This is a genomic window from Erwinia mallotivora (assembly GCF_000590885.1).
Lineage (GTDB): Bacteria > Pseudomonadota > Gammaproteobacteria > Enterobacterales > Enterobacteriaceae > Erwinia > Erwinia mallotivora.
Genome location: NZ_JFHN01000050.1, coordinates 23,739 through 37,559, shown reverse-complemented (window position 1 = coordinate 37,559; position 13,821 = coordinate 23,739). Strand labels below are relative to the sequence as shown.

Annotated in this window: 14 protein-coding genes; 8 read left to right on the top strand and 6 right to left on the bottom strand. The window is 52.9% G+C overall.

Features of this window, described 5'->3' with window-relative positions; genetic code table 11:
- The first annotated feature begins 136 nt into the window (after nt 1–136).
- The 8 genes from BG55_RS11515 to BG55_RS11480 are packed head-to-tail and all read left to right on the top strand — an operon-like array spanning nt 137 to nt 9,070.
- Nucleotides 137–1,807 carry an NTP transferase domain-containing protein gene (locus BG55_RS11515; RefSeq protein ID WP_052018801.1) on the top strand — a complete coding sequence of 557 codons (1,671 nt, stop codon included), beginning with the start codon at nt 137–139 and terminating at the stop codon, nt 1,805–1,807.
- Nucleotides 1,804–2,208 carry a GtrA family protein gene (locus BG55_RS11510; RefSeq protein WP_034937747.1) on the top strand — a complete coding sequence of 135 codons (405 nt, stop codon included), beginning with the start codon at nt 1,804–1,806 and terminating at the stop codon, nt 2,206–2,208. The genes BG55_RS11515 and BG55_RS11510 overlap by 4 nt, the downstream gene beginning before the upstream one ends.
- Nucleotides 2,205–2,906 carry a glycosyltransferase family 2 protein gene (locus BG55_RS11505; protein ID WP_034937745.1) on the top strand — a complete coding sequence of 234 codons (702 nt, stop codon included), beginning with the start codon at nt 2,205–2,207 and terminating at the stop codon, nt 2,904–2,906. Before BG55_RS11510 ends, BG55_RS11505 begins: the two co-directional genes overlap by 4 nt.
- Nucleotides 2,903–3,508: a phosphatidylinositol-specific phospholipase C/glycerophosphodiester phosphodiesterase family protein gene (locus BG55_RS11500; protein WP_034937743.1), complete on the top strand. Its 606-nt coding sequence runs from the start codon at nt 2,903–2,905 to the stop codon at nt 3,506–3,508. The genes BG55_RS11505 and BG55_RS11500 overlap by 4 nt, the downstream gene beginning before the upstream one ends.
- The gene (locus BG55_RS11495) at nt 3,505–5,559 is read left to right on the top strand and encodes a uridine kinase (protein ID WP_160170850.1); all 2,055 of its coding nucleotides are present in this window, start codon (nt 3,505–3,507) and stop codon (nt 5,557–5,559) included. The genes BG55_RS11500 and BG55_RS11495 overlap by 4 nt, the downstream gene beginning before the upstream one ends.
- Nucleotides 5,556–6,305 (top strand): HAD family hydrolase, encoded by a 750-nt coding sequence (locus tag BG55_RS11490; protein ID WP_034937741.1) that lies wholly within the window; start codon nt 5,556–5,558, stop codon nt 6,303–6,305. The genes BG55_RS11495 and BG55_RS11490 overlap by 4 nt, the downstream gene beginning before the upstream one ends.
- Nucleotides 6,302–7,324: a class II aldolase/adducin family protein gene (locus tag BG55_RS11485; RefSeq protein ID WP_052018800.1), complete on the top strand. Its 1,023-nt coding sequence runs from the start codon at nt 6,302–6,304 to the stop codon at nt 7,322–7,324. The genes BG55_RS11490 and BG55_RS11485 overlap by 4 nt, the downstream gene beginning before the upstream one ends.
- Before the next feature lie 21 nt (nt 7,325–7,345).
- Nucleotides 7,346–9,070, top strand: a complete 1,725-nt coding sequence (locus tag BG55_RS11480) for a hypothetical protein (protein WP_152542756.1) — start codon at nt 7,346–7,348, stop codon at nt 9,068–9,070.
- A gap of 80 nt (nt 9,071–9,150) precedes the next feature.
- Here the strand turns inward: BG55_RS11480 and BG55_RS11475 are convergent, their stop codons facing one another.
- From BG55_RS11475 to hisA, 6 genes are all read right to left on the bottom strand, one after another.
- Nucleotides 9,151–10,266: a succinylglutamate desuccinylase/aspartoacylase family protein gene (locus BG55_RS11475; protein ID WP_034937737.1), complete on the bottom strand. Its 1,116-nt coding sequence runs from the start codon at nt 10,264–10,266 to the stop codon at nt 9,151–9,153.
- A 57-nt stretch (nt 10,267–10,323) separates the two neighbouring features.
- The gene (locus tag BG55_RS11470; protein WP_034937881.1) at nt 10,324–11,121 is read right to left on the bottom strand and encodes an ABC transporter substrate-binding protein; all 798 of its coding nucleotides are present in this window, start codon (nt 11,119–11,121) and stop codon (nt 10,324–10,326) included.
- A 65-nt stretch (nt 11,122–11,186) separates the two neighbouring features.
- Entirely contained in the window at nt 11,187–11,666 is a 480-nt protein-coding gene (locus tag BG55_RS11465) for a YbaK/prolyl-tRNA synthetase associated domain-containing protein (RefSeq protein WP_034937735.1), read from the bottom strand.
- Nucleotides 11,667–11,720: 54 nt separating this feature from the next.
- Nucleotides 11,721–12,332, bottom strand: a complete 612-nt coding sequence (hisIE, locus tag BG55_RS11460) for a bifunctional phosphoribosyl-AMP cyclohydrolase/phosphoribosyl-ATP diphosphatase HisIE (RefSeq protein WP_034937733.1) — start codon at nt 12,330–12,332, stop codon at nt 11,721–11,723.
- Complete coding sequence (hisF, locus tag BG55_RS11455) at nt 12,326–13,102, bottom strand: imidazole glycerol phosphate synthase subunit HisF (RefSeq protein ID WP_034937731.1); 777 nt, start codon at nt 13,100–13,102, stop codon at nt 12,326–12,328. Before hisF ends, hisIE begins: the two co-directional genes overlap by 7 nt.
- Nucleotides 13,084–13,821 (bottom strand): 1-(5-phosphoribosyl)-5-[(5-phosphoribosylamino)methylideneamino]imidazole-4-carboxamide isomerase, encoded by a 738-nt coding sequence (gene hisA / locus BG55_RS11450; protein ID WP_034937728.1) that lies wholly within the window; start codon nt 13,819–13,821, stop codon nt 13,084–13,086. The genes hisF and hisA overlap by 19 nt, the downstream gene beginning before the upstream one ends.

Here is a 13,821-nt window from a genome sequence, read left to right as displayed (position 1 = left end):
GGGCAAAATTTTTACTTATTTGTTGTGCTCAGTGGACGCCACCAACCTTGCAGATTAAAATGTCCAGCAACTATCGCTTTTAACAAGCAGATTCGGATTAAATCAGTCATTACTTCAAATATCAGAGGATGGTAGCGTGCAGATTGTTATTCCAATGTCCGGTTTTGGTGAGCGCTTTCGTCGCGCAGGGTACGATGTCCCTAAACCATTAATCGAAATTGAGGGTAAACCCATCGTGGCGCATGTCATCGACATGTTTCCCGGTGAGTCCAACTTCATTTTCATCTGCAATCAGGATCACCTTGATAATCCTGATTACCGTATGGAAGCCATTCTGAAACAGTATTGTCCTGACGGGCAGGTTGTCGGCATTCAGCCGCATAAACTTGGCCCGGTCCATGCAGTGCGCCAGATAGAATCAATGCTCAACCCGGCAGAACCGGTGGTCGTCAATTATTGTGATTTTACCTGCTACTGGGACTGGGATCATTTCAAAGAATTTGTGAAAAAGACCGCCTGCGCTGGCGCTGTTCCCGCCTATAAAGGCTTTCACCCGCACTCCCTCGGCAACACGAATTACGCCTACATCCGCGAAACTCAGGGCTGGATGAATGATATTCAGGAAAAACAGCCTTATACCGATAATCGTATGGAGGAGTACGCCTCAAGCGGCACCTACTACTTTGCATCAGCGCAGATCATGTCTGACGCGTTTCGTAAGATGACCGAACAGAATCTGAATATTGGCGGCGAGTATTATGTCAGCCTCGCTTACAAGCCATTATTAGCAGAAAATCAACCTGTTGCGGTTTATCCCATCCAGCATTTCATGCAGTGGGGGACGCCTGAGGACGTTGCAGAATATAACGTCTGGTCGAGAGCGTTCCGCAAAGCCATCGTTTCCGATGCGCCGCACTCAGCTCCGCAGGGCGCGACCGTTATCCCTATGGCCGGTCTTGGTCAACGTTTTAGTAAAGAAGGTTACACCCTGACCAAGCCGCTTATTCCCGTTTCCGGACGGCCAATGGTTGCTCAGGCAGCACATGACCTGCCTGCGGCGGAACAACATGTGTTTGTTCTGCGTGCCGATATGCCAGGTTATCAGGATGTCACCAAAGAACTAAAAGCGCTTTATCCGGATGCGATTATTAAAACCATTGATAAAGTGACCGAAGGCCAGGCCTGTAGTGCATTGATTGGTTTTGATGCGCTGGCAGAGCAGGGTAAAGCGGTTTCTGGTGCCATCACGATTGGAACCTGCGATCACGGTGCACTGTATGATGCTGATAAATTTAATCAGCTGGCCAACGACCCGGCTGTTGATGTGATTGTCTGGGGCGTTCGTGGCTATCCTAATGCTGCACGACACCCGCAGATGTTTGGCTGGATTGATGCTGAGGATGGAATAATCCGCACAATTTCAGTGAAAACACCGCTGGAAAATCCAGCTACTGACCCTGTTGTATTGGGCACCTTTACGTTCCGCAAGGCAGAAGATTTTCGACGTGCGCTGGAAAGACTGATTGCCAGAGATGGACGTATTAACGGTGAGTTCTATATCGATTCGCTGATTGATGATGCGATTGCCCTCGGTCTGCGCTGTGCGCTGTTTGAGGTCGACAGCTATTTATGCTGGGGGACGCCAAACGATCTGCGCACCTTTGAGTACTGGCAGTCGTGCTTTACCAAATGGAACAGTCACCCCTATAAGCTTGAGCTTGACGGGCGTATTCCTGCGGATAAAGTCAGCGCGCTGGCATTACAATATCAAAAGACTCTGCCTGAGCTCCCCAAGGCAAAGGCATGATCAAAAAAGAGTTAGCGATATTCCTGATTGTTGGTAGCCTGACCGTACTGGTCGATTTTTCAGCTTATCGCATTCTGGTTGGCCTTGGCATATTCAATATCAATGTCGCAAAAGCAGCGGGGTTCCTGACGGGAACCCTGTTCGCCTACTTTGCTAATCGTTTCTGGACATTCGGTCACAAACCCCATCATTCGGGCAGCGCATGGCGGTTTATTGCCTTGTATGCCGTGACGCTGGGCGCGAATGTGTTAGTCAATTCTTTGGCATTGAGACTGTTTGCAGCCACTTTTGCGCCTGTGCAGCTGGCATTTCTGGTCGCTACCGGACTGACAGCCTGCCTCAATTTCCTCGGAATGAAGCTTTTTGTTTTCAGAATATCTACCCCTGTGGAGACGAAATGAGATTTTCACTGGTCATTCCCTGTTACAACGAAGCGGCGAACTTGCCTCTGTTGCTGGAGCGTTGTAAAGGCGTCATAGCGGCAAGGCCTGATGTTGAAATTATCCTCGTCGATAACGGTTCCACCGATGACAGTCCGGAGGTTTTGCATACGTTATTACCTCAGTACCCCGGCTGCCGCTCTGTACGTGTCGAGGTCAATAAGGGCTATGGTTTCGGTATTGTCAGCGGACTGCGCGCAGCGAAAGGCGACATTCTGGGCTGGACACATGCCGATCTGCAAACGGACCCTCAGGACGCACTGCGTGGTTTCGAGCTGTTCACCAGACATGGCGACAACATTTTTGTCAAAGGTAAGCGCTACGGCCGGCCATTTATGGATGTGCTGTTTACCGTCGGCATGAGCTTTTTTGAAACAGTATTACTGGCAAAACCGATGTGGGACATTAATGCGCAGCCAACGCTGTTTCCCAGGGCCTTTTTTGACGGCTGGCGTGGCGTGCCGGATGACTTTTCACTGGATTTGTTCGCCTATTACCAGGCGCAACGGCAGGGAATGAAAGTCTATCGTTTCCCGGTTAAATTTGGTGAACGGGCGCACGGAGTTTCTCACTGGAACGTTAACTGGGCTGCGAAGCGAAAATTCATCCGAAGGACTGTCGATTTCAGCCTTCAATTAAAAAAGAATCTTGCAAAATGAACCTGATAGCTCATCGTCGTAATACCATCAGCGAACTCATCTCTACCGATCATAAATATGGCGTTGAAGTTGATATCCGCAGTCACGGACAGAAGATGATCATCGGCCATGATCCTTTTGCAGACGGCGCCTTTTTTGATGAATGGATTGACGCCTACCAACATGGCACGTTAATCCTCAATGTGAAAGAAGAAGGGCTGGAAGCGCGACTGATTGCCTTAATGGCAGAGAAGGGGATTACCGACTATTTCTTTCTCGACCAGTCCTTTCCATTCCTGATTAAGTGGTCAAATCAGGGTGAGTCACGCTGTGCCGTTCGGGTGTCAGAATTTGAATCAATTGAAACGGCGCTGACCCTGGCGGGCAAAGTCGAGTGGGTGTGGGTCGACTGCTTCACCCGTTTTCCATTAAGTGAAGAAGACGGTCAGCGTCTGAAAAAGGCCGGATTCAGACTTTGCATCGTTTCACCTGAACTACAGGGACGTGATGCGGCGACTGAAATACCTGCGATGGCTGCACTGATGAAGGCGCGTAACATTCATTTTGATGCTGTCTGCACAAAACGTCCTGATCTCTGGGAAGGAACGGAACTCACTCAATGAATAAATTGTACCGCCATCCCTGTTTTTTTCCCGGGCTTGCAATCCGCGTCGCGTTAATTCTTTTTATCGCGCCGTTAGCCGTCACGCAGTGGTTTGCGCCTTTTCTGGATAACAGCCTCTCTTCACTGACTCTCGATCCCTGGGCTTCCTGGATCAATTCGGGCGGGGTGCCATTAGCTTTTCCCTATGGCTATGCGATGTGGCTGCTGTTTCTGCCGCTGACGCTGCTGGCAAAGCTGACCGATATTCCTCTGCATTACGGCTATGAACTGACCCTGCTGGTGGCTGATTTTTGTATGCTGGTGACATTGAATCACCTGCTGCCAAATCGCCAGCGCCTGTTGATGATCATTTACTGGCTGTCGCCGGTGGTGATCCTTGCCAGCTATGTGCTGGGACTGAACGATCTCATTCCTGCGTTATTACTGGTGCTGTCATTACTCTTTATCCGCCGGGTACAGCTGAAAACGGCGGGTGTGCTCTGTGCTGCGGCGATATCAGCGAAACTCAGCATGGTGGTTGCGCTGCCATTTATTCTTATTTATCTCTATAACAACAAAGCGTTACGGCAGATTATTTCGCAATTTTTACTGGGTCTGATCGTCGCCGCTGTTATTCTGGGACTGCCTTTCCTGTTCTCCGCTGCCGGTCTGAAAATGCTGTTTGGCAACCCGGAGATGGGCAAGATTTATAATGTGGCGATGAATCTGGGAGAAAACTTCTCCATTTATATCGTCCCGCTAATCTACTTTGTGCTGATGTATGCCGCATGGCGCGTCAGACGGCTGAATTTCGACCTGTTCCAGACGATTACCGGCATGGCTTTCTTGTTAATCGTGCTGATGACGCCTGCTTCGCCAGGCTGGTTTGTCTGGGCGCTGCCTTTCCTGGTGCTTTATCAGGCAAGAAGCGGACGCCTTGCCGGCATGTTTATCACCGTATTCTCGCTGATTTATGTCTTCAGTACTCTGCTGGTCAGCGAGGTTCAGCTGGTAAACGGCCAGATTATTGATTTTGCACAGCTGCTCAATGCCGGTGGCGTGACCGGCGACCATGCGGTTTCACTGCTGCACACCTCAATGGTGGTGATCGGCGTGGTGCTGGCCTTACGTATCTGGCGTGAAGAGATCAGCCGCAATGACTTCTTCAGGCTCAGTCGCAGACCTTTCGTGGTGGGCATCGCAGGCGATTCCGGCGCGGGCAAAGATACCCTTGCGGATGCGATAAGCGGACTGTTTGGCAATCACTCGGTGGTCAAGCTCTCTGGTGATGATTATCACCTCTGGGACCGTCAAAAACCGATGTGGCAGGTGATGACCCACCTGAATCCGATGGCCAACGATCTGGAAGGATTTTGTAGCGATCTGATTTCGCTGACCGATGGAAAATATATTCACTCCAGACATTACGACCATCAGACCGGCAAGATGAGCAGGCCATTTCGCATTGCCAGTAATGACATTATCATTGCCAGCGGCTTACATGCCCTTTACCTGCCGCTACTCAGGGACTGCTATAACCTGAAAATCTATCTCGATATCGATGAAGGATTACGGCGTTATCTGAAAATAAAGCGTGATGTGCACGAGCGCGGGCACACGCTGGAAAAAGTGCTTAGCTCCTTTGAGAAGAGAGAGTCGGATTCCGAGCGTTTCATTCGCCCACAGCTGGGTTTTGCCGATCTTGCGCTTTCGCTGCAACCCATCCATCCACGGATACTGGAAAATCTGGAGGATAAACAGCCTCTGCGTCTGAAGCTGGTGGTCACTACGCGGCATGGCTTCAATGAACTCTCATTAAGCAGGGTGCTGGTGGGGGTTTGCGGATTACATGTCGATATCGTCGTCAGCGACGACGGCGCGGAAATCCTTATCAGTATTGAGGGTGAAACCTCTGCGGCAGACATAGAACTGGCGGCAAGGATACTTTGTCCGAGCGTAATCGAATTTTTGGATATTACCCCTGATTGGCAAGATGGCATGGTTGGACTGATGCAGTTAATCACTCTTTCTCACATCAGCCAGGCGATGACTAAGCGATTTGTAAAATGAAGATAATTAATCCAGAGTGTTTTACCCGTTTACCCGATGCAATTTTATTCGATACTGACAATACGCTCTATCCTTATGACCCGGCTCATGCTGCTGCACAATCGGCGGTACGTGACAAAGTGGTCAATATGTTTTCAATCTCACCTGATGAGTTTGACAAGGCCTTTAAACAGGCCCGCGATCAGGTTAAAACGCGCCTGAAACACACTGCATCCTCCCACAGCCGACTGCTTTATCTTCAGCGGATGCTGGAGATCATGGGATTAGGTTCTCAGGTGCTTCTCGCGCTGGACTTTGAGCAGACCTACTGGCGTACTTTTTTAAGTAATGCCGTGCTGTTTGATGGCGTTAAGGAGTTGCTGGACGATCTGCGTTTGCTGGGTGTACCCACGGCAATCGTCACCGATCTGACCGCACAGATTCAGTTCAGAAAAGTGGTTTACTTTGGGCTGGACCACTACTTTGATTTTATCGTCACCAGTGAAGAGGCGGGTTTTGACAAGCCTCATGAAGCCCCATTCCAGATTGCGCTTGAAAAAATGCGCCCCAAAGGCGACTGCATCTGGATGATTGGCGATAATCCGGTCAATGACATTCTGGGTGCGCGGGAAAAAATCAACGCGGTAACGCTGCAAAAAGTTCATGCGGGCGTTGACATGGGGACCGACATGAACACGCCTGATGCTGCCTTTAATGAGTTCAGCGAATTACAAAAACTGATTGCAAAACTGGGAGTTCAGCGATGATTCAGCCCGATGGGAAAACCGCCAGTCAGGTTAAAGCCTGCTGCGCCCGTTTAGGTAAAGACCCGCTGCTGGTTCAGGGAGCGGGAGGCAATGTCTCCTGGAAAGAAGGGGATGTACTCTGGGTAAAAGCTTCCGGCACCTGGCTGGCGCGTGCTGAGCAGGAAGAGATCTTTATTCCGGTCGATCTTGCTCACGTCAGGCAGGAGATCGCCGCAGGGAATTTTTCGGTCACCCCTGTGGTGCTGGGTGATTCCACTCTGCGTCCATCGATTGAAACTCTGATGCACGCGCTGATGCCGCAGCCCATTGTGGTGCACCTTCATGTGGTGGAAATTCTGGCTAATCTGGTGCGTGAGCGCTGCGACATTTCTGCCGCAGCGCTGCCGGAAGCGGTTCTGCCACTGGCCGTGGTTGACTACTTCAAGCCGGGTGCTGAGCTGGCAAAAGAGATTCATGCTGCGCTGGCGAAGGAACCCACTGCCAGAGTTCTCTTTTTGAAAAATCACGGCGTGGTTATCGGCGTGGAAAATACCGGACAGGTTGAACCGCTGCTGACCGCCCTGATTGAGGCAATGAAAATTGCCCCTGTCGCGGTCAGCCCGACAGCGGATAGCCCGGCCAAAAGCCAGCATAGCGAGCTGGTCCCGGTTGCTGATAAGGAAATTCATCAGCTGGCGTGTAATCCGACGCTGTTTAACCGTCTGAGCGCAGACTGGGCGCTCTACCCGGACCATGTGGTCTTTTTAGGCCCCAAGCCCTTTATCTTTGATTCATGGCAGGCATTGAATGACTACACGACGTCAGCCCCCGTGCCTGAACTGGTGTTTATTCGTGATGCAGGGGTGTTTGTCAGCGCGTCTTTTAGTGAGGCCAAACACTTGCAGTTACGTTGCTATCTGGATGTGATGGTGCGACAGGACGTGGATCAGCAGCTCAGTTCACTGTCCGGCGACAAGATTGCAGAGTTGCTGAACTGGGACGCAGAGCAGTACCGGATGAGTCTTTCGGTGAAATCTTAGCCTCCAACCTGAAGAGCCAGTGTGATGAATATATTGCAGTATTTAAAAAGCCAGCGTGAATGGTTTTTTGAAACCAGTGCAGCAGAACCTCTTGGTTATCAACAAAGTAAAGCGCCTGCCATTACCCTGTTCTGGTTAGTGACGCTGTTTTACCTTGTTTATCAGCTTCTGATGCAGCCGGGGTTTGTCCTGGACGGTGAAATGTGGGCAGAGATGGCCACTAACTATTTTTTAAATGCCAGCGCGCCGTCCCTGCTGCAAAACCTGTTATCCACGGATGCCGGATATATTCCTGTGCCCCAAAGGATAATTGGCCTGATTGGCAATCAGCTGAATATTCCTGCCGCGTCTGTTCCTTATTTCTATACCTGGTCAGCGCTTATCTTTACCGGCATGATGGTGGGATCATTCTGCCTGCCCGCTTTCCGTAAAGTGGTCAGAAGTGATGCACTGCGTTTTCTGGTCGCGATAACCATCCTGATGGTGGCGGATTTTGAAACCCGCACCTACATCAACTTCACCTATTTCTCCGCTTTTTTTATTGCCATCGTTACCGCGCTGGCGCTGGTTGATGACAGTGAACAGGTGCCGTGGTGGAGCTGGTTTATCCCGGTTTTGATTATCTCCAAGCCTGCGGTGCTGTCTGCGTTCCCGGCGATGCTGGTGGTTGCTCTGGTAAGCAAATCGCGATTCCGCTGGATTACCGTGGTTGCCATTCTGCTTTGTCTGGGGCAGGTCTTACAAATGGCGCTCAGCGCCAGTGCCGGGACCATGCCATTCAGAAGCAACGATATTACGCTTTTTTCTAAAATTCTCGCCGCCATTGAGTATTTTTTTGGTTTTCTCGGCGGTTATATCCTGGGGCACTCGTCCCATCTGTCGCACCATCCGCTGATGCTGGTTGGATTGGTGTTTCTGGTGCTCAGTGGCCTGGCAATGGCGTTCTGGCGGGGCAATGCCAGAGCGCTGATCCTGGTGGGGCTGTCGCTGTTACTTTTTAATGCATTCCTCAATACCTTTGCATTAAGTGACATGTGGAACCGCGACATGTCCAAACTTGATGGCCTGCCGGTCTACCGGCACATTATTGTCGGATTCTTTGGTTGTGTGCTGGTGGTCACCGGCCTGTTTGCGGAAGTGACTGAGCGGCTCTCCGATAACGGGCGTCGTTGCTTTCTGAAACATGGCGCAGCGGTGCTGTTCGTGGTGTGGTTTGTCACTACCGGCTGGCTGAGTTCTGCCGGAAGAATGAGCAGGGAACCGGGTTCTCCCGCCCTGAATAATTCACAATGGCAGCAGATGGCGGAAAACATTGACTCCCCTGCGTCGCCACTTTGTGTACCCATCGATCCCATTGGCTGGATGTATCAACGTAACTGTAATTTCCTTAAACCGGCACCCACCTGGGTTAACGGTTCGAAGGTCATTACCAATCCGTTGATCCTCGAAGAAACCGCACCGCCAGCGCTGAGCGGGAAAAACCTGGTGTCGGCGGCAGTGATGGCCAGACCTTTCTCGATGCAAAAAACGCATGTTGAAGTCAATATGCACATCACCCTGGTTGATGGCAGCAGCCGATACTATTCCGGTTCGCGGGATCTGAAACCGTCCGGTGGCTTAATCATGCTGAAGGGCAGAGATATTGTTGCGATGAAAGATATCGCATCAGTCAGGCTGGAATTCAATACGCCTGTCGATGTTGCGCTTTCTCCTGAACAAACTGCCGTGGTCTGGATGGGATTCTGACGCTTACCCGTTTTCACTTATTGCCAGGCGGCTGATGCTGCCTGGCAACCTTTCCTCAGTAAACCTGCCACAGAGCCGTGTTACGGCACCAGTAAATTCCCTTCGCGAATCGTCCCGCTTCCGGCCAGTCGGGTTATCAGCATCCCGGCAGTGGCAAAACGCATCCAGTGGCGGGCATAAAGTAATCCTCCATGCTCAGCTTTCAGCGGCGTCAGACGATCGGTGGTGGGGTCGAGAATTTCGGCAACCACCTCGCCTGGCTTGATCCACTCACCCGGCTCCCGGCAGTGCAGGATCACCCCGGAGTGGGGCGCGGAAATATATTCACAGGCGGCCAGCGGCACTGCCGGATTACGCAATTCGGGTAGCGCGTGGCAGGGACCGCTGATATAGCCACTGTAAATCAGCGCATTAACAATCGCCTCTGCGTCGGCTTCCGCCTGAGAATGGCTGACGTCCCGCACGCCACGGAGTTCCAGGGTGACGGGTTTCAGTCCTGGCGGCAAAGGAAAACGGTTCCCCAGCGTACGTTGCAGGTGCAGCCAGGGTTCACAACAGGCTTCATCAAATGGCTCGCCACCTGAAATTTCGGCGGTCAGCTGGACTTCACTGCCCAGATAACGCGCCAGCGGTTCAATTTCCGGCCAGGCCTGCGGGGTGGTGTAAAGGTGAACGATTGCCTCCCAGTCACAATGCAGGTCGATCATCAGGTCGGCCTGACAGGCCATGCGCATCAGGGTATGGCGCTGGGATTCAAGCTCAGTGCGCGGCAGATGGTGGTCAAAGTAGTCGACGATGGCGCGTCGGATATGCTGACGATTCTGTTCCACATCATCGGTCAACACGTCAGCCAGCCGTGTCGCCAAAGCCGGACCCAGGGCCGGAAACTGGCGATTGAAATCCTGACCTGAAGCGGTATCAAAGCGCCCAAGATGAGTACCATGCCAGTGCTGCCCCAGCGCCAGCGGATTTGCCACCGGCACCAGCGTGATGTCAGCCTGCAAACGGCTGGCGGCCTCCAGCTCGGCAAATTTCTTTTTCAGATACCAGGCAACGGTCACGCCGGGAAGTTCATCGCCGTGCAGCCCGGCCTGAATATAAACCTGGCGCGATGAACCAGCGCCAAAATGGTAGCTGATAATCTCACGCGTGGTGCCTGGTGAGGCGCTGAGCAGGGGATGTTGCTGTTGTTGCATAGTCAGAAAACTCAACTGCGGCAGAGGAACGCCGTGCCAGGCGGCACGGCTCTGAGGTTACTGCTTAATGGAGATATCGGTCGCAAAGTATTTTTTTTGCAGCCTGTCGAACGTCCCGTTGCTGCGGATTTCAGCGTAAGCTTTATCCAGCGCAGTTTTCAGCTCGCTGTCGCCTTTACGCAGCCCAATAGCGGTGCCGGGACCAATAATTGGATCCTCTACCGTCGGGCCTGCCAGCTCAAAGTCTTTACCCTGCGGATGTTTCAGAAAGCCCATTGCGGCCTGAGCGGCATCGGTAAACACCGCATCCAGACGTCCGGAAACCAGGTCGCTCTCTACCTGTGCCTGATCGCCGTAAGGCACGACAGTGACGCCATAGGGTTGCCATTTGGCACGGGCATAACGCTCCTGGACCGTGCCCTGTTCCACGCCCACCGTTTTACCTTTCAGCGCCTCTGCCGTCGGCAACAGGCCAGAGCCTTTACGGGCAATCAGCTGGGTTTTGGTATCGTACAGCGGTACGGTGAAGTCAATCTGCTTCAGACGTTCTTCTGTTATGCCCATATCGGAAAGGATGGCATCAAATTTACGTGCCTTTAGCGCCGGGATCATGCCGTCAAACTGGCTTTCAACCCAGACGCACTTTGCCTGCATTTGCGCACAAAGCGCATTGCCCAGGTAGATGTCAAAGCCCACCAGCTTGCCCTGCGGCGTTTTCGATTCAAAGGGAGGATAGGTCGGGTCGACGGCAAAGCGAACCTGCTCAATCTTCGCCTGTGCGCCAAAAGCACAGCCCGCCAGCAGAACCAGCGCCGCAGCCTGGCGCAGAGAGGTGGAAAACGTCATTTTTGCCATAATTCCTTTCATCTCAATAGCTTTACACAAGCTGACAGAGTACCCCTTCATCGGCACGCTGTGAATCACTGTTTGATAATATTTGCCGCCAGAAATGTGCAGATACGCTGGTAGTCCCGTGCATTCAGGATCATCGACTTCTCCAGTAATCCGGCGTTAAAAGCAATCTCGTCATTACGCTCGCACAGTGTGGGATCGACCACCAGTTTCAGCTCCGGATGGAAACTGAAAGGGGGAATGGCACCAAACACGCAGCCGGTGAGTCGCTCCACTTCCGCCGGGCTGGCCAGCGAGGCCCGCAGTGCCCCCACGGCCTGAGCGACCCGGGTTAAATCAGCCTGCCGATCGGCGGGGAGTACCGCCAGTACATATTGCTTAACGCCGTTGCCCTTGACGTGACACACCAGCGCTTTGGCTCCCTGGCCCACGGATGTGCCTCGTATCGCCGCCACTTCTTCACATTTTCCCGTTGGCTGATGCGCCATCAGCGTATAGCTGGCCTGCTGGCTGTCGAGCAGGGCGGTGAGTTTCTCAAAGGTGGTCATGGTTTCTCCCAAAGAAAAAAGGCCGGTTCACCGGCCTCAAAGGGTTTGCTGTCTTTATTTGTGCCGCTGGCGCAGATTATTGATAACAGCGCTCAGGTCGAGATCCTGATCCTGAAGCAGCACCAGCAGATGATAAATCAGATCGGATGCCTCGTTGGTCAGCTCATGGCGATCGTTCACGGTAGCAGCCAGCGCCGTTTCCACGCCTTCTTCTCCCACCTTCTGCGCAATTCGCTTGGTGCCACTGGCATACAGGCTGGCAGTGTAGGAGCTTTTCGGATCGGCATGTTTGCGCTCTGCCAGCAGTTGCTCCAGCTGGTAGAGGAACGTCCAGTCTGATGCCGCTGGTGAGAAGCAACTTGAGGTGCCCAGATGGCAGGTGGGGCCAACCGGATTAACCAGCAGCAACAGGGTATCGTTATCACAATCTGCGGTGATGCTGACCACATTAAGAAAATGCTCAGAGGTTTCCCCCTTGGTCCACAGACGCTGTTTGGTGCGTGACCAGAAGGTGACTTTGCCACTTTCCAGCGTCTTCGCCAGCGCCTGTTCATTCATGTAGCCATGCATCAGTACTTCACCGGAAACGGCATGTTGCACGATGGCCGGCATCATGCCGCCGGTTTTCACCCAGTCCAGCCGGGCCAGCTGTTGTTCTGTTAGCACGCGCGAATCTCCACACCTTTTTCAATCAGGAACCTTTTCAGTTCACCGATATTAATAATCTGCTTATGAAATACGGAAGCGGCGAGTGCGCCATCCACATCCGCATCGCGGAAGGCCTGATGGAAGTGTTCCATGGTGCCTGCGCCGCCGGAGGCGATCAGCGGCACTTTGCACACTTCACGCACCTTTTGCAGCTGGAGCAGGTCGTAGCCGTTGCGCACGCCGTCCTGATTCATCATGTTAAGAACGATTTCACCCGCGCCGCGCCGGATGACTTCCTGCACCCAGTCGAGGGTTTCCCAACTGGTGACTTTGGTGCGACTTTCATCGCCGGTATACTGATTGACCTGATATTTACCGCTTTCGCTGTCATACCAGGTATCAATACCCACCACGATGCACTGCACGCCAAAGCGCTCTGCGAGGCGGGTGATCAGTTCAGGATCGGCCAGCGCCGGAGAGTTAATAGAAATTTTATCGGCACCAAAAGAGAGGATCTGCGCCGCATCTTCAGCGGATTTGATGCCTCCCGCCACGCAAAACGGAATATCAATCACTTCCGCCACGCGGGATACCCAGCTTTTATCCACCACCCGGCCATCAGATGAGGCGGTGATATCATAAAAAACCAGCTCGTCTGCACCTTCCTGCGCATAGCGCTGGGCCAGGGGAACGATATCGCCAATAATTTCGTGATTACGAAACTGAACGCCTTTAACCACCTGACCGTCGCGGACGTCCAGGCAGGGAATTATCCGTTTTGCCAGCATGAAATAGCCTCCGACACGGTAAATTTATCTTCCAGCAGGGCGCGACCGACAATCACGCCCCGCGCACCAGAGCCGCGCAGGGCAGCAATATCCGCCAGTGAACCGATGCCGCCGGAGGACTGAAATGCAATCTGTGGAAAGCGGGCGGAGACTTCCTGGTAAAGCGCCACATTAGAGCCGCTCAACGTGCCATCGCGGGAGATATCCGTACACAATACGTGCCTCAGTCCTGAGGGCTGGAAGCGGGCAATGACCTCTTCCAGCGTAATGCCCGCGGCTTCCTGCCAGCCGCTGATCGCCACTTCTTTACGGTTATCGCCATCGATACGCACATCCAGTGCCAGCACGATGGCGTCTGCGCCATATTCTTTAAACCACTGCTGCACTTCCTCTGGCTGCTTTACCGCCGTGGAACCCACCACCACCCGACTGGCACCGGCTTCCAGTAGTGCCGCCACATCGTCGCGGCTGCGAATACCGCCGCCGACCTGTACCGGCACGTTGACCCCAGCCAGTAGCTTCTTCAGTAGCGGGATCTGCCGTGCGGCAGGATCTTTCGCACCGGTCAGATCAACCAGATGCAGCAGTGTTGCCCCCTGAGCCTGATAATCCTGAAGGCGGGGCAGGGGATCGCTGCCGTAATCGCGCTGCTGGCCGTAGTCGCCCTGATGCAGACGCACCACCTTGCCATCAATCAAATCTAGTGCGGGAATAATCAT